Raw genomic sequence first — 23,091 nt, forward strand, 5'->3', positions numbered from 1 at the left:
CGGCGCTACCGATTTGAACACCCGACAGAATTCCGTCGCACCCCTCGCCGGCCACTCCGGCACACCCCTTGCATATCCCGGTGAAGCAACCCTCAGGAGCTTCACCCCGTGGCCGCAGCCGCTGACAAAACCAAGAAGACCGCCGAGAAGGACAAGACCGCCAAGCCGCGTAGTCCGATCCTGATCACCGCCCTGGTCGCCGTACTGGCCGCCGGCGCCGCCGGTGGCGGGGTGTGGTTCTTCACCCAGTCCAAGCACGAAGACAAGACCGCGCAGGCGCCGAAGAAGACCACCACCCCGGCCCCGGCCCAGTACTTCGCACTGGAACCGGCGTTCGTGGTCAACCTCAACGGCTCGATCGACGGCCCGCGCTACCTGCAGGTGGAAGTGCAGCTGATGACCCGCGATCCGGCCGCGCTGGAAGCGATCAAGACCCATGCCCCGGCCATCCGCGCACGCCTGTTGATGCTGTTCTCGCAGGTCAGCCCGCAGCAGATCGCCGACATCGCCGGCAAGCAGAAGCTGCAGGCCGATTCGCTGGCCGAAGTGCAGAAGGTGCTGAAGGCCGAGACCGGCAGCAACGGTGCCGACGACCTGTTGTTCACCAGCTTCGTGACCCAGTAAGGGCTCCCCGATGAATGACCTGCTGTCCCAGGATGAGATCGATGCCCTGTTGCATGGCGTGGACAGTGGCGCGGTCGAAACCGAGCCGGACGCCCCCAGTGGCGAAGCACGCTCCTACGATTTCGCCAGCCAGGACCGCATCATCCGCGGTCGCATGCCGACCCTGGAAATGGTCCACGAGCGCTTCGCGCGCCTGTGGCGGATCGGCCTGTTCAACCTGATCCGGCGCTCGGCCGAACTGTCCGTGCGCGGCATCGAGCTGATCAAGTTCAACGATTACATGCACTCGCTGTATGTGCCGACCAACCTGAACCTGATCCGCTTCAAGCCACTGCGCGGTACCGGCCTGATCGTGTTCGAACCGACCCTGGTGTTCGCCATCGTCGACAACTTCTTCGGTGGCGACGGGCGTTACCCGACGCGCATCGAAGGCCGCGAGTTCACCGCCACCGAAATGCGGGTGATCCACCTGCTGTTGAAGCAGACCTTCGCCGACCTGCGTGAAGCGTGGGCGCCGGTGATGGACGTGGAATTCGAGTACATCAACTCGGAAATCAACCCGCACTTCGCCAACATCGTGACGCCGCGCGAATACGTGGTGGTGTGCCGCCTGCATGTCGAACTCGACGGCGGTGGCGGCGACATCCACGTGACCCTGCCCTACTCGATGCTGGAGCCGATCCGCGAACTGCTCGACGCCGGCATCCAGAGCGACCGCAACGACCGCGACGAGAGCTGGGGCCGCACCCTGCGCGAGCAGCTCAACGTGGCCGAAGTCACCCTGTCCAGCGTGCTGGCCAGCAAGCGCATGACCCTGCGCGACCTGACCCGGCTGAAGGTCGGCGACATCCTGCCGATCGACCTCAGCCCGCAGGTGCCGCTGTGCGTGGAGAACATCCCGGTGTTCACCGGTGAGTTCGGCGTCGCCAACGGCATGAACGCCGTAAAGATCACCGCTACCCATCCGCCGGGCACCCGTCCGCGCGTACCCGTCATCCAGGAAGACCCGCAATGAACGATATCGACGCCCTCGAACCGACCCCGGCACAGTTCACCAGCCTGCAGGCCGATGAGGCGACCGGCCCGGATTTGAACCTGGACGTGATCCTCGACGTGCCGGTGACGTTGTCGCTGGAAGTCGGTCGCGCCCGCCTGCCGATCCGCAACCTGCTGCAGCTCAACCAGGGTTCGGTGGTGGAGCTGGAGCGTGGTGCCGGCGAATCGCTGGACGTGTTCGTCAACGGCACGCTGATCGCCCATGGCGAAGTGGTGGTGATCAACGACCGCTTCGGCGTGCGCCTGACCGATGTGGTCAGCCCCAGCGAGCGGATCCGGAGACTGCGTTGAACCTGCTCGCCGCCACCGCGCTGGCCGTCGCCAAGACGGCCCCGCAGATCGGCCAGCATGCGCCGGCCGCACCGAGCCTGTTCGGTGCGGTGCTGGCCCTGTTGGCAGTGCTGGCCCTGGTCATCGGCCTGGGCTGGCTGCTCAAGCGTCTGCCCGGCAGCGGCTTCCGCCCGGCCGAGGGCATGAAGCTGGTGGCGAGCCTGAATGTTGGCGCCAAGGAGCGCGTGGTGGTGGTCGAGGTCAACGGCCAGCAGCTGCTGCTGGGCGTGACCGCCGGCGGCATCAATGCCCTGCACACCCTGCCCGAACCACTGCCGCCGCCTGCGCCGGTACGCGTACCCGATCTGAAGAACCTGCCGAATTTCGCCCAGCTGCTGCAACAGCGGCTGCGCAAGGACCCCTGACATGCGTGTGACCCGTTCCCGTCTCGCCGCCCTGCTGCCGTGGCTGACCCTGATCGCCCTGTGCCTGCTGCCTGCGCTGGCGTTCGCCGCCCCGGGCGCACCGACCACGCCGCTGCCGGACATCAACGTCGGCAAGATCGGCGGTGCGCCGGTCAGCCTGCCGCTGCAGACCCTGCTGCTGATGACGGCGATCACCCTGATCCCGTCGATGCTGCTGGTGCTGACCTCGTTCACCCGCATCATCATCGTGCTGGGCCTGCTGCGGCAGGCACTGGGCACCGGCCAGACACCGTCCAACCAGGTGCTGCTGGGCCTGGCCCTGTTCCTCACCTCGATGATCATGTTGCCGACCTGGGACAAGGCCTGGAGCACCGGCATGGCGCCGTACCTCAATGGCGAGATCGACTTCCAGACCGCCTGGACGCTGACCACCACGCCGCTGCGCGCCTTCATGCTGGCGCAGATCCGCGAGACCGACCTGATGACCTTTGCCGGCATCGCCGGGCACGGCACCTACGCCAGCCCCGATGCGATTCCGTTCCCGGTGCTGGTCGCATCGTTCGTCACCAGTGAACTGAAAACCGCCTTCGAGATCGGCTTCCTGATCTTCATTCCGTTCGTGATCATCGACCTGGTCGTGGCCAGTGTGCTGATGTCGATGGGCATGATGATGTTGTCGCCGATGCTGGTCTCGGCGCCGTTCAAGATCCTGCTGTTCGTGCTGGTGGACGGCTGGGTGCTGACCGTCGGCACGCTGGCGGCGAGCTTCAATCCGGCCTGATCCGAAGGTCAGCCGAGCATGGCTCGGCTCTACAGCGGCGACGCCGGGCAGTGCCGGCCGCCGCATTGACCACCGCCGGGCGTGGCCCGGCGCTACCGATGGAACCATGATGTCTCCCGAACTTGCCCTGACCGAACTGCGTGGCGGCCTGATTACCGTGCTGTGGGTGGCCGGCCCGCTGCTGCTGACCGTCCTGGTGGTCGGCGTTGTGGTGGGCGTGGTGCAGGCCGCGACCCAGCTCAACGAACCCACCATCGCCTTCGTTGCCAAGGCCGCAGCGCTCACTGCGGTGTTGTTCGCACTGGGCAGCCTGCTGATCGGCCATCTGGTCGAATTCACTACGCTGCTGTTCCAGCGCATTCCGCACCTGATCGGCTAGACGGACGCGCACGCAGATGGACGCCGCCACCCAGATGGCTGCCGACGGCCTGAATGCCTTCGGCATGATCGGCACCGTGCTGTGGACCATGCTGCGCATCGGCGCGGTGGCCATGGCGATGCCGATGATCGGTACCCGCGCCGTGCCCGGCCGGGTGCGGGTGATGCTGGCCGGTACCCTGGCCATTGCGTTGGCGCCCCTGCTGCCGCCGGTACCGGACTGGACCGGCTTCGACGCCGCCACCGTGCTGACCATCGCGCGCGAGCTGGCGATCGGCGTGGCCATCGGTTTCATGCTGCGGCTGGTGTTCGAGGCGGGCGCGATGGCCGGCGAACTGGTCGCCCAGGGCACCGGCCTGGCGTTTGCGCAGATGAGCGACCCGCTGCGCGGCGGCACCTCCGGTGTCATCGGCCAATGGTTCTATCTGCTGTTCGGCCTGCTGTTCTTCACCGCCAACGGCCATCTGGCGCTGATCTCGCTGGTGGTGGACAGCTACCGCGCCCTGCCGATCGGGGCGCCCCTGCCCGACCCGCACGCCTTCTTCAGCATCGCCCCGACCTTCCTGCTGACCGTGCTGCGAGGGGCGCTGACCCTGGCCATCCCGCTGACCGTGGCGATGCTGGCGGTGAACCTGGCCTTCGGCGTACTGGCCCGCGCGGCGCCGGCGCTGAATCCGATCCAGCTGGGCCTGCCGGTCTCGCTGCTGCTGGGCCTGTTCCTGCTGACCCTGCTGGTCGGTGAAATGGGCCCGCCGGTGCAGCGCCTGTTCGATGCCGCCTTCGAGGCTGCGGGTGCCGTGACCCGCTGACGCGGTCATCACGTTTTGCTGCTTGCCGTCCCCCCCGGTGCCCGCGTTAGAGTGAATGGGCAGCGACCGGGGGGACGCTGCAACCGGCGGCCTCTGGTCGCCCGCCTTACGCATGCCCCACCGTAGTTTTTCCGTTGACAGGCAGGTCCGGGAGACTGACGAATGCTGGAAGGCACGTACAACCCGTGGCTGGTGGCGACCTCATTGCTGGTTGCAGTGATGGCGTCCTATACCGCGCTGGCGATGGCCGGGCGCACCGTCACCGCGCCTGGCAAGGGCGCGACCTGGTGGTGGCGCCTCGGCGGCGGCTTTGCGATGGGGCTGGGCATCTGGTCGATGCACTTCATCGGCATGCTCGCCTTCGACCTGCCCATCCCGCTGGGCTACGACCTGCCCATCACCCTGCTGTCGCTGGCACTGGCGATCGGCTCGTCGGTGTTCGCGCTGTGGCTGGTATCGCTGCGCACCCTGCCCCATCCGCGCCTGGCCGGTGGTGCCCTGCTGATGGGCAGCGGCATCGCCAGCATGCATTACGTGGGCATGGCCGCGATGCGCATGCAGCCAGGCATCGACTACCAGCCGGTGTGGCTGCTGCTGTCACTGCTGGTTGCGGTGGCCGCGTCGTGGACCGCGCTGTACGTGGCCTTCCGCCTGCGCGCGCAGCACACCCGCATCGGCGACCGCCTGGCCGCCGCCGGCCTGCTCGGCCTGGCCATCGTCGGCATGCACTACACCGGCATGGCCGCCGCCCGTTTCCCCGAAGGCAGCATCTGCGGCGCCGCGGTGGGCGATGGCCTGCAGAACAACTGGCTGGCGATGCTGGTGGTGGTGCTGACCGTGGCGATCCTGGCGGTGGTGCTGGTGGTGTCCTGGCTGGACCAGCGGGTGGAGGCACAGCTGTTGCGCCTGCGCAATTCACTGCTCAGCACCTCGTTGACCGACGCCCAGCAGGAACTGACCCAGGCCGCGCTGCACGACCCGCTCACCCGCCTGCCGAACCGGTTGCTGCTGCAGCGGCGCATCGTCCAGGCACTGGCAGAGGCCGAACAGGGTGGCAGCCGCTTCGCGGTGATGTTCATGGACCTGGATGGCTTCAAGCAGGTCAACGATGCCTATGGCCACCAGGCCGGCGACGCGCTGCTGGTGGCGGTGGCCGAACGCACCCGCCAGCTGCTGCGTCCGCACGACCTGCTGGCACGGCTGGGCGGCGACGAATTCGTGCTGGTGGTGCGCATCGAGCACGACGAGGACCTGCCGACCCTGGCCCGGCGCATCCTGCAGGCGGTGGGCAGCGGCCCGCTGCTGCCGGACAACGAACTGCAGGTGACCGCCAGCATCGGCATCGCGATCTGCCCCGACCACGCCGCCAGCGAACGCCAGCTGATGGCCTTCGCCGACGCAGCCATGTACCAGGCCAAGGAGTCGGGCCGCAATGCGTTCGTGCTGTTCGCCGACTGGATGAACGACAGCGCCGAGCAGCAGTTCCGCCTGCTGGCCGACCTGCGTCGGGCGATCGGCAGCGAGCAACTGTTCCTGCATTACCAGCCGAAGATCCGTGTGGCCACGCAGAAGGTGGCCGGCGCCGAAGCGCTGATCCGCTGGCGCCACCCGGAACAGGGCCTGATTCCGCCGGACCGCTTCATCCGCCTGGCCGAGCGCAGCGGTGCGATCAACGAGATCGGCCGCTGGGCGCTGGACCAGGCCTGCCAGCAGCTGCGGCACTGGCACGATGCCGGCCACGACAGCTGGACGATGTCGGTGAACCTGTCACCGGTGCAGTTCAGTTCGCCACATCTGCTGCAGGACGTACGCGAAGTGATCGAGCGCTACGCGATCGCCCCGCGCAACCTGGTACTGGAGATCACCGAAAGCACGGTGATGCGCGATACCGATACCAGCCTGCGCCTGCTGCAGAGCTTCTCCGCCCTGGGCGTGGGCATCTCCATCGATGATTTCGGCACCGGCTACTCCAGCCTGCTGTACCTGAAGCGCCTGCCGGCCACCGAGATCAAGATCGACCATGCATTCGTGCGCGACCTGGAACACAGCGCCGAAGACGTGGTGATCGTGTCGGCCATTGTTGCGCTGGGCCATGCACTGGACATGGATATCGTGGCCGAGGGCGTGGAGACCGCCGCGCAGCGCGCCTACCTGGAGCGCCTGGGCTGCGACTACCTGCAGGGCTTCCTGCTGGGCCGGCCGGTGGACGCGGCCCGCTTCATGCAGCTGCACGACCTGCCGCGGCCACGGGTGGAACTGGCGCAGAGCCCGCAGGACCAGCCCCCGGGGTAGCGCCGGGCCATGCCCGGCGGATGCAATGATCCAGGCTGCCCGCTCGCCGGGCATGGCCCGGCGCTACCGGTACCTGCTCCGGCAGGCGCCAACTTCGGTTGGCACATGCACCCGTCACGGAACGATTCTTGCACGCACCCCGGCATCCCCTGCTGCAGTGCCTGTGATGTCCGAGAACGAATCCGCCGGCGAAAAAACCGAACAACCGACAGAAAAACGCCTGCGTGACGCCCGCGAACAGGGCAACCTGCCACGCTCGCGTGAACTGGGCACGGCCGCCGTGTTCGGCGCCGGGGTGATCGCAGTGATGGCCATGAGTGGCTCGATGGCCAGCGGCGCCAGTGCCTGGATGCGCCATGCGCTCAGCCCCGAACAGAGCCTGCGCCAGCACCCCAAGGCCCTGTTCGGCCACTTCGGCGACCTGCTGCTGCAGCTGATGTGGGTGATCGCGCCGCTGGTGCTGGTCTGCCTGTTGGCAAGTTTCCTGGCGCCGGTGGTGATGGGCGGCCTGCGCTGGTCGGCCAAGGCGATGATGCCCGACATCAACCGCATGAACCCGATGAGCGGGCTCAAGCGCCTGTACGGCCCCGAAGCCGTGGCCGAGTTCATCAAGTCGCTGCTGCGCGTGGCCTTCGTCGGCGTCGCCGCCGGCATGGTCGTGTGGACCAGCTTCAACACCCTGCGCGGGCTGATCCACCAGCCGCTGGAAACCGCCATCGGCGACGGCCTGGGCTTCACCCTGCGGCTGCTGCTGGCCACCGCCGGCGCAATGCTGGTACTGGCCGCCATCGACGCGCCGTACCAGCGCTGGAACTGGATGCGCAAGCTGAAGATGACCCGCGAAGAGCTGCGCCGGGAGATGAAGGAAAGCGAGGGCAGCCCGGAAGTGAAGGGCCGCATCCGCCAGCTGCAGCAGCAGATGGCCAACCGCCGGATGATGGAGGCGGTACCCACCGCCGACGTGGTGGTGGTCAACCCGACCCACTATGCGGTGGCCCTGAAGTACGAAGGCGGGGCCATGAATGCGCCCACCGTGGTCGCCCTGGGCGTGGATGAAACAGCCCTGCGCATCCGTGAAGTGGCCGACGGCAACAAGGTCGCCATCGTCTCTGCCCCGCCTTTGGCACGCGCCTTGTATCGGGAAGGCCAACTCGGCAAGGAAATCCCCGTGAGACTGTATTCAGCCGTCGCCCAGGTCCTCTCTTACGTCTACCAGCTGCGCAGCTGGCGGACCGGCCCGATGCCGTCCACGCCGCACATCCAGGTTGATGAGTTCGGCAACGGGGGCCGTCCATGAGCGCCCAGGCCTCCAGCTTCAATACCCGCCGCGCGCTTGAGATGATCCGCCAGGGTCTGGGCGCGCCGCTGATCGTGCTGGCCCTGCTGGCCATGGTCGTGGTGCCGCTGGCCGCGCCGGTGCTCGATGCGTTGTTCACCTTCAACATCGCCATCTCGCTGATGGTGCTGCTGGCGGTGGTCTACGTGAAGCGCCCGCTGGACTTCACCATCTTCCCGATCGTGCTGCTGATCACCACCATGCTGCGGCTGGCGCTGAACGTGGCCTCGACCCGCGTGATCCTGCTCAATGGCCAGAACGGCCACGAAGCGGCCGGCAAGGTGATCGCCGCCTTCGGTGAATTCGTGATCGGCGGCAACTACGCCGTCGGCATCGTGGTGTTCGCGATCCTGACCATCATCAATTTCGTGGTCATCACCAAGGGCGCCGGCCGCGTCTCGGAAGTGACCGCGCGCTTCATCCTCGACGCCATGCCCGGCAAGCAGATGGCAATCGATGCCGATCTCAACGCCGGTTTGCTGACGCGCGAGGAAGCCAAGCTGCGCCGCGAGGAAGTCCGCGAGGAAGCCGACTTCTACGGCGCGATGGACGGTGCCAGCAAATTCATCCGCGGCGATGCGATCGCCGGCATCCTGATCCTGTTCATCAACATGCTGGGCGGCCTGGCTGTTGGCGTGCTGCAGCATGGCATGCCGTTCGGTGAAGCCGCGGCCACCTATACCCTGCTGTCGATCGGTGACGGCCTGGTGGCGCAGCTGCCGGCGCTGCTGGTCTCCAGTGCGGTGGCGATGCTGGTTACCCGTGCGTCGCGCTCGCAGGACATGGCGCAGGCGATGACCGGCCAGGTGTTCGGCCAGTACCGTGCACTGGCGATCACCGCCGGCATCCTCGGCGTGGTCGGCCTGGTGCCGGGCATGCCCAACGTCGCTTTCCTGACGCTGGCGGCAATCCTCGGCTTCATCGCCTGGAAGGTGTACCGCAAGGGCCTGGCACCGGCGCAGGCCGACACCGCGGCAGGCGAAACCAACGCACTGAACGCGCTGGGCCGCCCCGCGGCCCCTGCACCCACGGCGGAACTGAGCTGGGACGAACTTCGCCCGGTCGATCCGCTGGGCCTGGAAGTCGGCTATCGATTGATTTCACTGGTGGACAGCAACCAGGGTGGCGAGCTGATGCCGCGCATCAAGGGCGTACGCCGCAAGCTGACCCAGGATGTCGGCTTCCTGATTCCGTCGGTGCACATCCGCGACAACCTGGAACTGCCGGCCAACGGCTACCGGGTCCTGGTGCATGGCGTGCCGGTGGCTACCGCCGAAATCCATCCCGACCGCGAACTGGCACTGGACCCCGGCAGTGCGCTCGGCCCGCTGGAAGGCATCGCCGGCAAGGACCCCGCCTTCGGCCTGGATGCGACCTGGATCCAGCCGCACCAGCGCGCCCAGGCCGAAACCCTGGGCTACACCGTGGTCGACCCGGCAACGGTGGTCGCCACCCATCTTTCGCACCTGATCCGCGAGCACGCGCCGGAACTGCTTGGCCACGAGGAGGTGCAGCACCTGCTGGCCAACCTCGCCAAGAGCGCGCCCAAGCTCGTCGAAGATCTGACGCCGAAGGCGCTGCCGCTGTCGGCGGTGGTGCGCGTGCTGCAGAACCTGCTGATCGAACGCATTCCGATCCGCCAGCTGCGCAAGATCGCCGAAGCCCTGGTCGAACATGCCCCGCACAGCCAGGACCCGGCCACGCTGACCGCCGCCGTGCGCACCGCGCTGGGCCGCTTCATCGTGCAGGAGATCGCCGGAATGTCGGCGGAGCTGCCGGTGTTCACCCTCAACCCGCAATTGGAACGTGTCTTGCAGGAGTCCACGCAGGGCAACGGCGCCGCGCTGGAACCCGGACTCGCTGAGCGACTGCACCAGAGCCTGGCCGAATGTGTCAGCAAGCAGGAAGCCCGCAACGAGCCCGCGGTGGTGCTGGTACCAGGCCCGGTGCGCGCCGCGCTGGCCCGCCTGGTCCGCCACAGCGTTCCGTCGCTGTCGGTCCTGGCTTACAGCGAGGTGCCGGAGGACAAGCGCCTGAAGCTGGTCGGAACGATCAGCTGACGCCGCCCTGCAAAGCGCCAGAAAACAGACACCACTTTCAAACACTCGCAACAGACAGATTCCAAGGGGAACTCGAACCGTGCAGACCACCGACCACCCGCGTTCTCCGACCGCCACTCCGCCGACTTCGTCCCGTGACCACAGCATGAAAATCAAACGATTCGTCGCCGCCGACATGCGCTCGGCCATGAACCTGGTGCGCAAGGAACATGGTCCTGACGCCGTGATCCTGTCCAACCGCCGGATCGAGGAAGGCATCGAGATCGTGGCAGCCGCCAACTACGATGAGAGCGCCGTGCAGCGCGCCCTGGAAGCGTCGCGTCGCGACGTGGCGCCGCCGCCCGCACCGAAGCCGCGTACCGCCGCCGACGCGGTGATCGCCGCGGTCACCCGCCGCCGCAGCAGCACCCCGGCACCGGAGCCGGTGGCAGCCACCACTTCCGCCGTCGCCGCCCTCGCCCGCGCTGCCGTCGGCGCGACCGGCCGCACCCTGGACAGCGCCGACGAAATCGTGCCGACCCGTGGCAGCACCGGTTTCGCCGCTACGCTGGCGCGTGCCGCCGTCAATGAATCGACGCTGCCGGAACAGATCTTCGCCCCGTTTGCCGACGCCATCGTTGCGCCCTTGCCGGCCGCAGCCGCGCCGGTGAACCGCGCCCGCTTCCAGATCGACCCGCCGCTGGAAGACAGCACGCAGCTGCCGGCAGCGTCGCCGCCGCCGTTGCCGGTTGCCCTCCAGGCGACCACGGCCCTCGAAGACGACACAGCCCACGCACCGGTTGACGTGCAGCCGACCGAAGTCGCACCGGCACCGCTGCCGACCCTGGCGCCGGCACCCGCTCTCACTCTGGTTGCCGACGACGCCGAGATCCGCCACCTGCGCCAGGAAGTGGCCGGCATGCGCCAGGTGATCGAGCGCGAAATGAACCGCTTCACCGATGAGCGCCTGCGCGGCTGCCCGGTGCGCGCCACCGCGCTGGATTTGATGGACGAGTACGGCTTCGACGCCGGCATCGCCCGCGACGTGGCCATGCAGATTCCGCTGGAAACCGAAGCGCATCGTGGCCGCGGCCTGATGCTGGGGCTGATCTCGCGCAAGCTGCCGATCGCTCCGGTCGACCCGATGGAGGAAGGCGGTGTGATCGCCCTGGTCGGCCCGACCGGCGCCGGCAAGACCACCACCATCGCCAAGCTGGCCTCGCGCTTCGCTGAAGCCCATGCCGCCCGCGATGTCGCCCTGGTCACTACCGATACGATGCGCATCGGCGCCCGTGAACAGCTGTACGGCTACGGCCGCCAGCTCGGCATCGCGGTGCACGAGGCCAACAGCGGCACCGACCTGGACCAGCTGCTGGAGCGATTGAAGGACTACAAGCTGGTGCTGATCGACACCGCCGGCCTGGGCCCGCGCGACCGTGCACTGGCCGCCCAGCTGCAGTGGCTGCGCGCTGCCCGCCAGGTCCGCACCCTGCTGGTGCTGCCGGCCAACACCAGCTTCGGTGACATGGACGAGGTGGTGCGCCGCTTCGGCGCGGCCAACCTGCAGGGCCTGGTGCTGAGCAAGCTGGACGAGACCGGTCGCTTCGGCAACGCCCTGTCGGTGGCGGTGGACCACAAGCTGCCGATCACCTGGGTGACCGACGGCCAGGACGTCCCGGACGACCTGCACCGGGCCAGTGCAGCCAATCTTGTACTTCGCCTTGAAGATTTGCGCCGCGCGGCCGATATGCCCTGCAACCCGGAGTTGAACCATGCCGTCGCGTGAGTACGCCAAGCTGACCACCACCTTCCCGCTGACGGCGACCCGCAGCGAGCCGCTTGGCCCTGTGCGCACAATTGCCGTGACCGGCGGCAAGGGCGGCGTCGGCAAGACCAACGTGTCGGCCAACCTGGCCGTAGCGCTTGCCGGCATGGGTAAACGCACCCTGCTGCTGGACGCCGACCTCGGCCTGGCCAACATCGACGTGATCCTCGGCCTGAGCCCCACCAATACCCTGGCCGACCTGGTCGCTGGCCGTTGCAGCCTGGATGACGTGATCATCGAAGGCCCGAACGGCGTGCTGGTGGTCCCGGCCGCGTCCGGCCGCCGGCACATGGCCGAGCTGGCCCCGGCCGAGCATGTGGGCCTGGTCAACGTGTTCTCCGAACTGGAGCGCGAGCTGGACATCATGGTGGTGGACACCGCCGCCGGCATCACCGATGGCGTGCTGACCTTCTGCCAGGCCGCGCAGGACACCGTGGTGGTGGTCTGCGATGAACCGGCCTCGATCACCGACGCGTACGCACTGATCAAGGTGCTGTCGCGCGAACGTGGCGTGGACCGCATCCAGGTGGTGGCCAACATGGTGCGCGACCCCAACGAAGGCCGCGTGCTGTACGAGAAGCTGACCCGCGTCTGCGAGAAATTCCTCGCCGATGTCTCGCTGAACTACCTCGGCTGCGTGCCGCAGGACGATTGGCTGCGCCTGTCGGTGCAGCGCCAGCAGCCGGTGGTGAAGGCCTATCCGTCCAGCCCGTCGGCGCTGGCGATCACCGAGATCGCCCGCCGCACCGCCCGCTGGCAGGCACCGACCGAGCCGCGCGGTGGCGTCGAGTTCTTCCTCGAGCGCATCATCAAGCAGCGTGGGGTGGCCGCATGAAAGGCGCCGCCCAGTACAGAGAGGTCCAGCGCACGGCGGCCAATGAGGTCATCGCCCAGCACTCGGACCTGGTGCGGCGCATCGCCCACCATCTGGCCGCGCGCCTGCCGGCCAGCGTTGAAGTGGACGACCTGATCCAGGCCGGCATGATGGGCCTGATCGAAGCGTCGCGCAGCTACGACGCCGACCAGGGCGCCTCGTTCGAGACCTACGCCTCGATCCGCATCCGCGGCTCGATGATCGATGAGATCCGTCGTGGCGACTGGGTGCCGCGTTCGGTGCACCGCCGTGCCCGCGATGCTGCTGCCACCATCCGCCGCCTGGAGCAGAGCACCGGCCGCGCCGCCAGCGCCACCGAAGTGGCCGCTGCGATGGAGATGCCGCTGCCCGAGTACCTGCGCCTGATGGAGGACGCCTCGCGCGGGCAGGTGCTGAGCCTGGAATCACGCATTGAAGACCAGGGCGAGCTGGACACCGTCGCCCAGGGCGGCCCGACCCCGCAGCAGGTACTGGAACGCGGCGAGTTCGGCCGCGAGCTGGGCAATGCCATCGGCCACCTGCCCGAGCGCGAACAGCTGGTGCTGTCGCTCTACTACGAGCAGGAACTGAATTTGAAGGAGATCGGCGCAGTGCTCGGCGTGAGCGAGTCGCGGGTCTGCCAGATCCACGGCCAGGCGGTCCTGCGCCTGCGTGGCCGACTGAAGATTTTCGAGGCGGCCGACGCCGGCCTCGAGAGCTGATCAACAAAGGAACTCTGCTTTGAACAAGAACATGCGCATCCTGATCGTCGACGATTTTTCGACCATGCGTCGTATCGTCAAGAACCTGCTGGGCGATCTGGGCTTCACCAACACCGCCGAAGCCGAGGACGGGCATGCCGCGCTGTCGTTGCTGCAGAGCCAGCCGTTCGACTTCGTGGTCACCGACTGGAACATGCCGGTGATGACCGGCATCGAACTGCTCAAGGCGATCCGTGCCGATGCCAAGCTGAAGACCCTGCCGGTGCTGATGGTGACCGCCGAAGCCAAGCGCGAGCAGATCATCGAGGCAGCGCAGAGCGGCGTGAACGGCTACATCATCAAGCCGTTCACCGCACAGACGCTGGAAGAGAAGCTCGGCAAGATCTTCGAACGCCTGGCGGCCAGCGCTTGATGGATACCACGGTCGACAAGAGTGCCCTCGCCCTGCGCCTGCAGGAAGCCCTGGACGCGCTGGAATCCGGCGACGAAGCGGCGTGGCGCCAGCGCATCGACGGCTTGGTCGCACTCCGCACCCAGCCGATGATGAGCGGCCTTTCGCGGCTGGCCCGCGAACTGGGCCAGGCGCTGGGCGAACTGCCGACCGTGCCCGATGAAGCCGGCGAGCTTGACGACGCCTGCGCACGCCTGGATCACGTGGTGGCGATGACCGAACAGGCCACCCATCGCACCCTGGACCTGGCCGAAGAGTGCCGCAGCCTGACCGAACAGCTGCGCGCCGATGGCCTGCAGCCGGGCCAGGACGTGCAGCTCGACCGCATCCGCCACAACCTCACCGAGATCGCCCTGACCCAGAGCTACCAGGACCTTACCGGGCAGATCATCCGTCGCGTGGTCGGCATCGTCCGCCGCGTGCACGAAGGCTTCGGCGCGCTCGGCCTGCCGCCGGAACAGCATCGCACCGACCCGGAACTGGCCGGGCCGGCACTGAAGGGACTGGACCGCCATGCGGTCTCGCAGAACGACGCCGACGACCTGTTGTCGGATCTGGGACTGTAACCATGGGCGCGGTAGCCGACGACATCACTGCCGATTTCATCATCGAGGCCCAGGAAATCCTGGATCGCCTCGGCGAACAGCTGGTGTCGCTGGAACAGGCACCGCAGGACAATGAACAGCTCAACGCGGTGTTCCGTGGCTACCACACGCTGAAAGGCGGCGCAGGTTTCCTCGGCATCACCGCGATGGTCGAACTGTGCCACGCCGCCGAAGAAGCGCTGGGCGCCGTGCGTGCCGGCCAGGCCGTATTGCAGGCACATCACTTCGATGCCGCCCAGCAGTCACTGGACTACCTGCAGTCGATGCTTGACGCGGTGTCATCGGGTACCGAGCCCGGCTTTGCCCCGCCCGAACTGGTCGCCCAGTTCGATGTACACGGCGGTGGCACAGCCGCGCCTTCGGCCGCGACGCCGAATGCGGGCGGCGGAGACCTGATCACCGACGACGAATTCGAGGCCCTGCTCGACCAGCTGCACGGCGGCAAGGCGCCGACGACCGTAGCACCGGCGGCGAAGAAAGCCGACGACATGATCAGCGAAGACGAGTTCGAGGCGCTGCTCGACCAGCTGCATGGTGGCGCCGCCCCGGGCAGCAACGCCACCGCAGCGGTTGTCGCCGCACCGGCACCGCGACCGGCGCCCTCGCCTGCCCCGCCAACTGCCAGCAAGCCGGCGCCCAACAAGCCCGTCGCCGAAGCCGAACACACCGTGCGCGTGGATACCAAGCGCCTGGATGCCATCGTCAACCTGATCGGCGAACTGGTGCTGTCACGAAACCGGTTGAAGACGCTGCGCGCACGCCTGCGCGATGAAGAGCTGGACCGCGCCGTGTCGACGCTGGACATCGCCACTGCGCGCCTGCAGTCGGCGGTGATGCGCACCCGCATGCAGCCGGTCGGCAAGGTGTTCTCGCGCTTCCCGAAGGTGGCGCGCGACGTTGCGCGTTCGCTGAAGAAGGAAGTGGACCTGGAACTGATCGGCGCCGAGACCGAGCTTGACCGCAACCTGGTCGAAGCGCTGGCCGACCCGCTGGTGCACCTGGTCCGCAACGCCATCGACCATGGCGTGGAAACGCCGGAACTGCGCGAAGCACAGGGCAAGCCACGGATGGGCCATGTGCGCCTGTCGGCACAGCAGGAAGGCGACTACGTCAGCATCGAAGTGCAGGACGACGGTGCCGGCATCGATCCGGAAAAGCTGCGCGCCAAGGCACGCGAGAAGGGCCTGATCGATCCGGAAGCCGCCGCCCGCCTGAGCAGCGAGGAATGCCTGCACCTGGTGTTCCTGCCCGGCTTCTCGACCAAGCAGCAGGTCACCGACATTTCCGGCCGCGGCGTCGGCATGGACGTGGTGCAGTCGCGCATCCGCGAGCTGAGCGGGCAGATCCAGATCCAGTCGGAACTGGGCCGCGGCAGCCGCTTCATGATCCGCGTACCACTGACCCTGGCGATCCTGCCGACCCTGCTGGTGCAGGCCGGCGAAGACGTCTACGCGCTGCCGCTGGCCCGCGTGATGGAAGTGCTGCATGCACCGCGCACCTCGCTGGGCTGGTTCGACGGCCGCGCCGTGCTTGACCGCCGCTCGCACACGCTGGCGCTGGTTGACCTGCGGCAATGGCTGGATGTGACGCCGGCCGCCTCGCCGCTGCTGACCATCGTCGTGCTGCAGGCCGGTGAAGCACGCTTCGGGCTGGTGGTGGACCAGGTGCGCGGGCGCGAGGAAGTGGTCATCAAGCCACTGCCCAAGGCCCTGCGCGGCCTGCGCGGTTACGCCGGTGCAACCTTGATCGGCGATGGTCGCATGGCCCTGATCCTGGACGTGGACGGACTGCGCAGCCCACACGACTGAGCCGATTCCTGAACGCGACACGCAATAGCGCCGGGCCAGCCCGGCGACACAGGAAACTATGAACTCCGTTACACCAGATTCTCCCGGTGTCTCAAGTCCCATTCATACAAGCCGATACCGGACCCATGGATAGACTCAGCCTCATTGGACTTTTCCTCGCCCTGGCCTCGCTGGTCGGTGGCAGCATCCTCAAGGGCGCCGGCCTGGCGTCGTTGTGGTCGCCTGCGGCGTTTGTGATCGTCATCGTCGGCACCATCGCCGCCATCCTGCTGCATACCGCGCCGGCGGTGTTCAAGCATGCGTTCAAGATCGTGCGCTGGGTCGTGCGCCCGCCGCACAGCGACCGTCGTGAACTGATCCAGCAGATCGTGGAATGGAGCAACATCGCCCGCCGCCAGGGCCTGCTGGGCCTGGAATCGCAGGTGGAAGCGCAGCGTGATCCGTTCCTGCGCAAGGGCCTGCAACTGCTGGTGGACGGTGTGGAACCCGAATCGATCCGGCACATGCTGGAAATCGAACTCGGCAGCCAGGAACACCAGGATCAGGCCGGCGCCAAGGTATTCGAGGCGATGGGCATCTATGCGCCTACGCTGGGCATCATCGGCGCCGTGCTCGGCCTGATCGCGGTGATGAAGAACCTCGCCGACCCGAGCAAGCTCGGCCACGGCATCGCCGCGGCGTTCACCGCCACCATCTACGGCATCGCCTCGGCCAACCTGCTGTTCCTGCCCATCGCCGCCAAGCTGAAGGGCGTGATCGCCCACAACTCGCGCGACCGCGAAATGGTCATCGAAGGCCTGATCTCGATCGCCCAGGGCGAGAACCCGCGCAACATCGAAACCAACCTCTCCGGCTTCCTGCACTGACATGGCCCGCCGCAAGCACCACGAAGAGCACGCCAACCACGAAGCATGGGCCATCCCCTATGCCGACCTGATGACGCTGCTGCTCGCCTTCTTCGTGGTCATGTACGCGATCTCCTCGGTCAACGAGGGCAAGTACCGGATCATGGCCGACGCCCTCACCGATGCCTTCGGTGGTGCGCCGCGCACCATCAATCCGGTGCAGGTCGGCAACAAGCAGGTGCAGGGCGGCGGCTGGGACAGCCCGTCGGTGATCAAGTCCGGCACCAAGATCGGGCCGTCCGCTCCCGCGCCGTCGCACGACCCCACCCTGCTGCCGGCGATGGCCTCGCAGATGCGCATGCCGGTGTCGGTGCACAACCAGGAGCAGATCGCGCGTGCCGAGCGCCAGCTCAACAGCATCGCCGACCGCCTGACCGCTGCGCTGGCACCCCTGATCGACCGCGGCATGATCAGCGTGCGCCGCACCGAGCTGTGGATCGAAGTCGAGATCAACAGCGACATCCTGTTCCCGACCGGCTCGGCAGCACTGGACGTGCATGCGCGCGACACCCTGGCCAGCCTGGCCGGCGTGCTGCGCGACGTGCCCAACAGCGTGCGCGTGGAAGGCCACACCGACAACGTGCCGATTGCCACCGCCACCTTCCCGTCCAACTGGGAACTGTCGGCCGGTCGCGCGGCCAGCGTCGTGCATCTGTTTGCCGACCAGGGCGTGCAGCCGTCGCGGCTGGCGATGGTGGGCTACGGCCAGTTCCGCCCACGCGAAGAGAACGACAGCGCGCAGGGCCGCAACCGCAACCGGCGGGTGATGGTCATCATCCTGGCCGACACCAGTCATTCGGTCGACCCGCTTGGCGAACGCCTGAATGCCGCCACCGGGGCCACCCGCAACGCGAGCGAACAGGCCGCCGCAGCGCCGGCCACCACCTCCACTTCCCCCATCGCACCGGTGCAGTTGCCACCGGTGCCGGCTGGCAGCCGTGTCGGCGCCGCCGTTCCCCCGGCAATGAAGGAGTAATCCGATGCGCATCTGGGCAGTCGCCAACCAGAAGGGCGGAGTCGGCAAGACCACCACCACCCTCGCCCTCGGTCGCGGCCTGGCCGCGCTCGGCCACCGCGTGCTGCTGATCGATCTCGATCCGCATGCCTCGCTGACCCGCGCCTTCGGTGTACCGATCGAACCGGCACCGGCCGGCGTGCTGGAACTGTTCGGCGCACCACCGGCCGACCTGTCCACGCTCAGCCACGCCAGCAACATCGGCGGACTCGATTACGTGTGCGCGCAGGCCTCGCTGGCCACGCTGGAACGGCGCAGCGCCAACCAGCCCGGCCTCGGCCTGGCACTTCAGAATGCCCTCGCCCGCCACCAGGGCCAGCACGACTACATCCTGCTGGACTGCGCACCGACCCTGGGCCTGCTGATGATCAACGCGCTGGCGGCGGCTGATCGCCTGATCATCCCCACCCAGGCCGAGCCGCTGGCCCTGCACGGCCTGGATGGCATGGTCCGCACCGGCGAGATGGTCGAGCGTTCGCGCCGCCGCCCGCTGCCGATCTCGATCCTGCCGACGCTGTTCGACCGCCGCACCCGCACCGGCAATGAATCGCTGCGCGCCATGCAGGACCGCCACGCAAGCCGCGTCTGGGAAGATGCGATTCCGATCGACACCCGCATCAGCAATGCGGCGGGCCTGACCCTGCCGAGCATCGGCGAGGACTACCCGGGCCGTGGCCTGGCGGCCTATCGGCGCGCGTTGAACTGGATCCTCGGCGAGGACGCACGTGCCCTGGAGCAGGCGGCATGAACACCACCGGCATGCTGGATGACTATCTGGACGAGCTGCTCGGCGACATTGCCGAGGCACCGGTCGCACCGGTCGCCGCAGATGCCACGCCACGCCCGACGAGTGCAGCGGCCGATGCACAGCGCGAGCCCACCTGGGACGACCTTCCTGCTGAAGTGATCTACGAAACCGACACCGTTGCGGTCGCACCTGCCAATGATGATGCGGCCCTGGAGGCCGCCTTCGACGCCGCTACCGCGCCTGCGGCCGACACCGAGCGCGAGCCGACCTGGGACGATCTGCCGGCCGAGGTGATCTACGAAACCGACACCGTCGCGGGCACCCCTGCCAGTGACGACGCCTCCCTCGAGGCCGCTTTCGACGCCGCTACCGCGCCTGCGGCCGACGCCGAGCGCGAGCCGACCTGGGACGATCTGCCGGCTGAAGTCGTCCATGAAACCGCGCCCGTGGCCGTTGCACCAGCCGCACCGCCCGCGCCGGAACCCACCTGGGATGACCTGCCGGACGAAGTGATCTACGAAACTGACGCCGCCGACAGCCTCGCTCATACCGACAGCCCCGGACTGCAGGCGGCTTTCGAAGCCGCCGCCGAGGGCGAGGTGGTTCCTGCCATCGCCGCGCCGGCAGCTGCCAAGGCCGCAGCGCGCCCCGCGCCTGCGCCGATGCCGTCGATGGCCCGCGCCGCCGTCGCACCACCGCCGCGGGTCGCGGTGGACACCCCATCCAGCAACCGCCCCGGCACCTGGCAGGAGCTGCAGGCGCAGGCACATCAGCCCGCCAGCAGCCCGCACCCGCAGAACCGCCGCGCCGGCGAACGCACGTCGCGTTGGCTACGCCTGCGCTGCGGCACCCAGGCCTATGCGCTGGAGCTGCTGAAGGTGCAGGAAGTGGTACTGCCGGTGCCGTTGCTGCCATTGCGCGGCACTGCACCGGAAATGCTCGGCATCATGAACCTGCGCGGCCAGGTGGTGCCGGTGATGGATCTCGGCCTGCACCTGGGCGCGGCGTCCGCCGAGGATGACGCGCAGACCCGCATTGTCGTGCTCGAAGAGAACGGCGAAACCCTGGGCCTGCGTGTGTCGGCCGTGGAGGACGTCGCCAACCTGACCGACTCGCAGATCGAACCGCCCGATACCGCCCGCATCTGCCAGATCTCCAATGACCTGTTCCGCGGCGTGGCCCGTATCAGTCAGCGGCCGATGATCCTGCTCGACGCCACGCAGCTGCTGGGGTGAATCGGTGCTCAGCGCCGATACCCACCCTAAAGAACCGCCCCGCGGTGCCGTTATGAATGCTGGAACCGTTTGTCCGGAGCAACGATGAGCACTGTCGAACTGGGTGAGGATCTCGGCATCGAGAGCAGCACCGAGCTCAAGAACCGCCTTTCGCCCTTGGTGGCGGAAGCAGGCGAGCTGACCCTGGATGCAAGCCAGGTCGGTCGCATCCACACCGCCAGCGTGCAGGTGCTGTGTGCCTTCGTACAGGCCCGCCGCGAGGCAGGCCTGGGCACTGGCTTCCACGGTTGCACTGCAACCTTCCGTGACGCTGCACGCCTGTTGGGCGTCACCCAGGCCCTGGGCCTGGACGTAACCCATGACAACCTGAAATCTGTGGAGAACGCTGCATGAGCGCACGTATCTTGGTGGTGGACGATTCGGCGTCGATGCGCCAGATGGTTTCCTTCGCCCTCACCTCGGCCGGTTTTGCCGTCGAAGAAGCTGAAGACGGCGCGGTCGCGCTCGGACGTGCCAAGGGCCAGCGCTTCAATGCGGTGGTCACCGACGTCAACATGCCGAACATGGACGGCATCGCGCTGATCCGCGAACTGCGCCAGCTGCCCGACTACAAGTTCACGCCGATGCTGATGTTGACCACCGAGTCGGCCGCGGACAAGAAGTCCGAAGGCAAGGCCGCCGGTGCCACCGGCTGGCTGGTCAAGCCGTTCAATCCCGAACAGCTGGTCGCCACCGTGCAGAAAGTGCTGGGCTGATCGCCCCGCACTGCTCCCCCTCTTCGCTTCCGGATCGCCACTGCCATGAGCATGGACCTGCAACGCTTCCACGCCACTTTCTTCGAGGAGAGCCGCGAAGGCCTCGACGCCATGGAGGCTGGCCTGCTGGCCCTGGAATCGGGACAACAGGACGCGGAGATCATCAACTCGGTGTTCCGTGCCGCCCACTCCATCAAGGGTGGCGCAGGCACGTTCGGCTTCGATGCCATCGCCGGGTTGACCCACGTGCTGGAGACGCTGCTGGATGAGCTGCGTGCCGGCAAGCGCGCACTGGAAGGCAACGCCGTCGATGCGATGCTGTCGTCGGTGGACGTGCTGCGTGCCCTGTTGCGTGAAGCCGAGCACGGCCAGCCCGCCGATCCCGCAGCGGTTGCTGCGGTGAAGGCGCGCCTGGAATCGGTGCTGTCCGGCCAGGCACCCGCCGCCGCCGCACCTGCTGCCGCCAGCCAGGTCGACGACACGCCGGAAGCCTGGCAGATCGGCTTCGCCCCGGCGCCGTCGCTGTTCATGAGCGGCAACGACCCGCTGCGCATCATCCGCGAACTGGAACACCTGGGTTCGCTGCAGGTGGCCGCGCGCATGGATCGCCTGCCCGGCTTTGCCCAGCTCGACCCGCTCGAAGCCCACCTTGCGTGGGATCTGGGCCTGGTCGGCAAAGTGCCGCGCAGCAAGATCGAAGATACCTTCGCCTGGGTGCTGGACGACTGCGAACTGGACATCCGTCCGGCCGCACCGCCAAGCCTGGCCACGCAGGCACCGGCTGCCGCGCCGGTGGCCGCCGCCGCACCCGCCGCTGCCGCACCGACGGCCAGCACCGGCGCCAGCCAGGAAGCGGAAACCTCCATCCGCGTCAGCGTCGACAAGGTCGATGCGCTGATCAACCTGGTCGGCGAACTGGTCATCACCCAGGCCATGCTCAAGCAGGTCTCGCACGCGCTGGACCCGGTCCATGCCGAGAGCCTGTTCGCTGGCCTGGACCTGCTTGAACGCAATACCCGCGACCTGCAGGAAGCGGTGATCGGCGTGCGCATGCTGCCGGTCGATGCGGTGTTCCGCCGCTTCCCGCGCCTGGTCCGCGACCTGTCCGGCCGCCTCGGCAAGCACGTGCGCCTGCGCACGATCGGCGAAGGTACCGAACTGGACAAGGGCCTGATCGAGAAGATCGCCGATCCGCTGGTGCACCTGGTCCGCAACTCGATCGACCACGGCCTGGAAATGCCGGACGTGCGTCGCGATGCCGGCAAGGACGAGACCGGCACGATCACCCTGGCGGCCTCGCACCAGGGCGGCCACATCGTCATCGAAGTCAGCGACGACGGCCGCGGCCTGAACCGCGAGAAGATCCTGGCCAAGGCGCACGAACGCGGCCTGCCCGTTCCGGACAACCCCACCGACTCGCAGGTCTGGGACCTGATCTTCCAGCCCGGCTTCTCCACCGCCGATGCGGTCACCGACCTCTCCGGCCGTGGCGTGGGCATGGACGTGGTCCGCCGCAACATCCAGGCGCTGGGTGGCGAAGTGCAGATTGAAAGTGGCCTCGGCACCGGCACCCGTACGCTGATCCGGCTGCCACTGACCCTGGCCATCCTCGACGGCATGACCGTGGCGGTGGCCGGCGAAACCCTGATCCTGCCGCTGGCCTACGTGCTTGAAGCACTGCAGCCGCAGCCCGACGACATCCGCAGCATGGCCGGCGAAGGCCGCGTGCTGCGCGTGCGTGGCGAATACCTGCCGATCCTGTCGCTGAGCGAATACTACGGCTATGGCCAGCGCGCCCCCGGCAGCGAATCGCTGGTAGTGGTGGTGGAAGGCGATGGCCAGAAGATCGCGCTGGAAGTGGACGAACTGGTCGGCCAGCAGCAGGTCGTGGTGAAGAACATCGAGAACAACTATCGCCGCATCGGCGGTGTGTCCGGCGCCACCATCCTCGGCGACGGCCGCGTCGCCTTGATCGTCGACATCGGTGGCCTGGTGCGTTCGCTGCGGGTGCCGCAGGCCGCCTGAGCCGCCCCACGCGCTGTGCCTGACCGCCGCCCTCCGGGGCGGCGGTTTTTGTTTGCGCGCGTGCACAACGGCGTTCCCGCTTGGACCTGACAGGGGTGCGCGCGATCCACTGTGAACTCCGTCAACGCGCACTG

Annotated in this window: 23 protein-coding genes; all 23 read left to right on the top strand. The window is 67.6% G+C overall.

Annotation, left to right across the window (positions count from 1 at the left end; translation table 11 throughout):
* The first annotated feature begins 108 nt into the window (after nucleotides 1–108).
* The 23 genes from AC27VL_RS01565 to AC27VL_RS01675 all read left to right on the top strand — a co-directional run bounded on the left by AC27VL_RS01565 (nucleotide 109) and on the right by AC27VL_RS01675 (nucleotide 22,957).
* Nucleotides 109–624, top strand: a complete 516-nt coding sequence (locus AC27VL_RS01565) for a flagellar basal body-associated FliL family protein (RefSeq protein WP_165377069.1) — start codon at nucleotides 109–111, stop codon at nucleotides 622–624.
* Nucleotides 625–634: 10 nt separating this feature from the next.
* Nucleotides 635–1,639 (top strand): flagellar motor switch protein FliM, encoded by a 1,005-nt coding sequence (gene fliM / locus AC27VL_RS01570; protein WP_025878989.1) that lies wholly within the window; start codon nucleotides 635–637, stop codon nucleotides 1,637–1,639.
* Entirely contained in the window at nucleotides 1,636–1,971 is a 336-nt protein-coding gene (fliN, locus tag AC27VL_RS01575; protein ID WP_165377068.1) for a flagellar motor switch protein FliN, read from the top strand. Before fliM ends, fliN begins: the two co-directional genes overlap by 4 nt.
* Entirely contained in the window at nucleotides 1,968–2,375 is a 408-nt protein-coding gene (gene fliO / locus AC27VL_RS01580) for a flagellar biosynthetic protein FliO (RefSeq protein WP_100552471.1), read from the top strand. Before fliN ends, fliO begins: the two co-directional genes overlap by 4 nt.
* 1 nt (nucleotide 2,376) lies before the next feature.
* Nucleotides 2,377–3,156, top strand: a complete 780-nt coding sequence (gene fliP / locus AC27VL_RS01585; protein WP_100552470.1) for a flagellar type III secretion system pore protein FliP — start codon at nucleotides 2,377–2,379, stop codon at nucleotides 3,154–3,156.
* 109 nt (nucleotides 3,157–3,265) lie between these two features.
* Nucleotides 3,266–3,535 (top strand): flagellar biosynthetic protein FliQ, encoded by a 270-nt coding sequence (locus AC27VL_RS01590; protein WP_005413254.1) that lies wholly within the window; start codon nucleotides 3,266–3,268, stop codon nucleotides 3,533–3,535.
* Between the two features lie 16 nt (nucleotides 3,536–3,551).
* On the top strand, nucleotides 3,552–4,343 hold the full coding sequence (gene fliR, locus AC27VL_RS01595; protein WP_089241001.1) for a flagellar biosynthetic protein FliR: 792 nt from the start codon (nucleotides 3,552–3,554) through the stop codon (nucleotides 4,341–4,343).
* A gap of 162 nt (nucleotides 4,344–4,505) precedes the next feature.
* Nucleotides 4,506–6,635, top strand: coding sequence for a putative bifunctional diguanylate cyclase/phosphodiesterase (locus AC27VL_RS01600; protein ID WP_488765384.1), 2,130 nt, complete (start codon nucleotides 4,506–4,508; stop codon nucleotides 6,633–6,635).
* Nucleotides 6,636–6,801: 166 nt separating this feature from the next.
* Nucleotides 6,802–7,932: a flagellar biosynthesis protein FlhB gene (flhB, locus tag AC27VL_RS01605; protein ID WP_089240997.1), complete on the top strand. Its 1,131-nt coding sequence runs from the start codon at nucleotides 6,802–6,804 to the stop codon at nucleotides 7,930–7,932.
* Nucleotides 7,929–10,031 (top strand): flagellar biosynthesis protein FlhA, encoded by a 2,103-nt coding sequence (flhA, locus tag AC27VL_RS01610; RefSeq protein WP_488765385.1) that lies wholly within the window; start codon nucleotides 7,929–7,931, stop codon nucleotides 10,029–10,031. Before flhB ends, flhA begins: the two co-directional genes overlap by 4 nt.
* 145 nt (nucleotides 10,032–10,176) lie before the next feature.
* The gene (gene flhF / locus AC27VL_RS01615) at nucleotides 10,177–11,796 is read left to right on the top strand and encodes a flagellar biosynthesis GTPase FlhF (protein ID WP_488765386.1); all 1,620 of its coding nucleotides are present in this window, start codon (nucleotides 10,177–10,179) and stop codon (nucleotides 11,794–11,796) included.
* Nucleotides 11,783–12,670, top strand: a complete 888-nt coding sequence (locus tag AC27VL_RS01620; protein WP_025878980.1) for a MinD/ParA family ATP-binding protein — start codon at nucleotides 11,783–11,785, stop codon at nucleotides 12,668–12,670. Before flhF ends, AC27VL_RS01620 begins: the two co-directional genes overlap by 14 nt.
* Nucleotides 12,667–13,410 (top strand): RNA polymerase sigma factor FliA, encoded by a 744-nt coding sequence (locus AC27VL_RS01625; RefSeq protein ID WP_025878979.1) that lies wholly within the window; start codon nucleotides 12,667–12,669, stop codon nucleotides 13,408–13,410. The genes AC27VL_RS01620 and AC27VL_RS01625 overlap by 4 nt, the downstream gene beginning before the upstream one ends.
* 19 nt (nucleotides 13,411–13,429) lie before the next feature.
* Nucleotides 13,430–13,822: a chemotaxis response regulator CheY gene (gene cheY, locus AC27VL_RS01630; RefSeq protein ID WP_006365466.1), complete on the top strand. Its 393-nt coding sequence runs from the start codon at nucleotides 13,430–13,432 to the stop codon at nucleotides 13,820–13,822.
* Nucleotides 13,822–14,427, top strand: coding sequence for a protein phosphatase CheZ (locus AC27VL_RS01635; RefSeq protein ID WP_025878978.1), 606 nt, complete (start codon nucleotides 13,822–13,824; stop codon nucleotides 14,425–14,427). The genes cheY and AC27VL_RS01635 overlap by 1 nt, the downstream gene beginning before the upstream one ends.
* Nucleotides 14,428–14,429: 2 nt before the next feature.
* Nucleotides 14,430–16,274 carry a chemotaxis protein CheA gene (locus AC27VL_RS01640; protein ID WP_191078655.1) on the top strand — a complete coding sequence of 615 codons (1,845 nt, stop codon included), beginning with the start codon at nucleotides 14,430–14,432 and terminating at the stop codon, nucleotides 16,272–16,274.
* A 125-nt stretch (nucleotides 16,275–16,399) separates the two neighbouring features.
* A complete protein-coding gene (locus AC27VL_RS01645) occupies nucleotides 16,400–17,140 on the top strand; it encodes a flagellar motor protein (protein ID WP_089240989.1) in 741 nt (246 codons plus the stop codon).
* 1 nt (nucleotide 17,141) lies between these two features.
* On the top strand, nucleotides 17,142–18,155 hold the full coding sequence (gene motD, locus AC27VL_RS01650) for a flagellar motor protein MotD (protein ID WP_488765388.1): 1,014 nt from the start codon (nucleotides 17,142–17,144) through the stop codon (nucleotides 18,153–18,155).
* 4 nt (nucleotides 18,156–18,159) lie between these two features.
* The gene (locus AC27VL_RS01655) at nucleotides 18,160–18,942 is read left to right on the top strand and encodes a ParA family protein (RefSeq protein WP_025878974.1); all 783 of its coding nucleotides are present in this window, start codon (nucleotides 18,160–18,162) and stop codon (nucleotides 18,940–18,942) included.
* Nucleotides 18,939–20,177: a chemotaxis protein CheW gene (locus AC27VL_RS01660; protein WP_488765389.1), complete on the top strand. Its 1,239-nt coding sequence runs from the start codon at nucleotides 18,939–18,941 to the stop codon at nucleotides 20,175–20,177. The genes AC27VL_RS01655 and AC27VL_RS01660 overlap by 4 nt, the downstream gene beginning before the upstream one ends.
* A gap of 84 nt (nucleotides 20,178–20,261) precedes the next feature.
* Nucleotides 20,262–20,570, top strand: coding sequence for an STAS domain-containing protein (locus AC27VL_RS01665; RefSeq protein ID WP_100465280.1), 309 nt, complete (start codon nucleotides 20,262–20,264; stop codon nucleotides 20,568–20,570).
* Nucleotides 20,567–20,932, top strand: coding sequence for a response regulator (locus AC27VL_RS01670; RefSeq protein WP_025878971.1), 366 nt, complete (start codon nucleotides 20,567–20,569; stop codon nucleotides 20,930–20,932). Before AC27VL_RS01665 ends, AC27VL_RS01670 begins: the two co-directional genes overlap by 4 nt.
* Nucleotides 20,933–20,977: 45 nt before the next feature.
* Complete coding sequence (locus AC27VL_RS01675) at nucleotides 20,978–22,957, top strand: chemotaxis protein CheA (protein ID WP_100552463.1); 1,980 nt, start codon at nucleotides 20,978–20,980, stop codon at nucleotides 22,955–22,957.
* Nucleotides 22,958–23,091 lie beyond the last annotated feature (134 nt).

The sequence above is a fragment of the Stenotrophomonas sp. 14P6.2.3 genome (assembly GCF_057799055.1).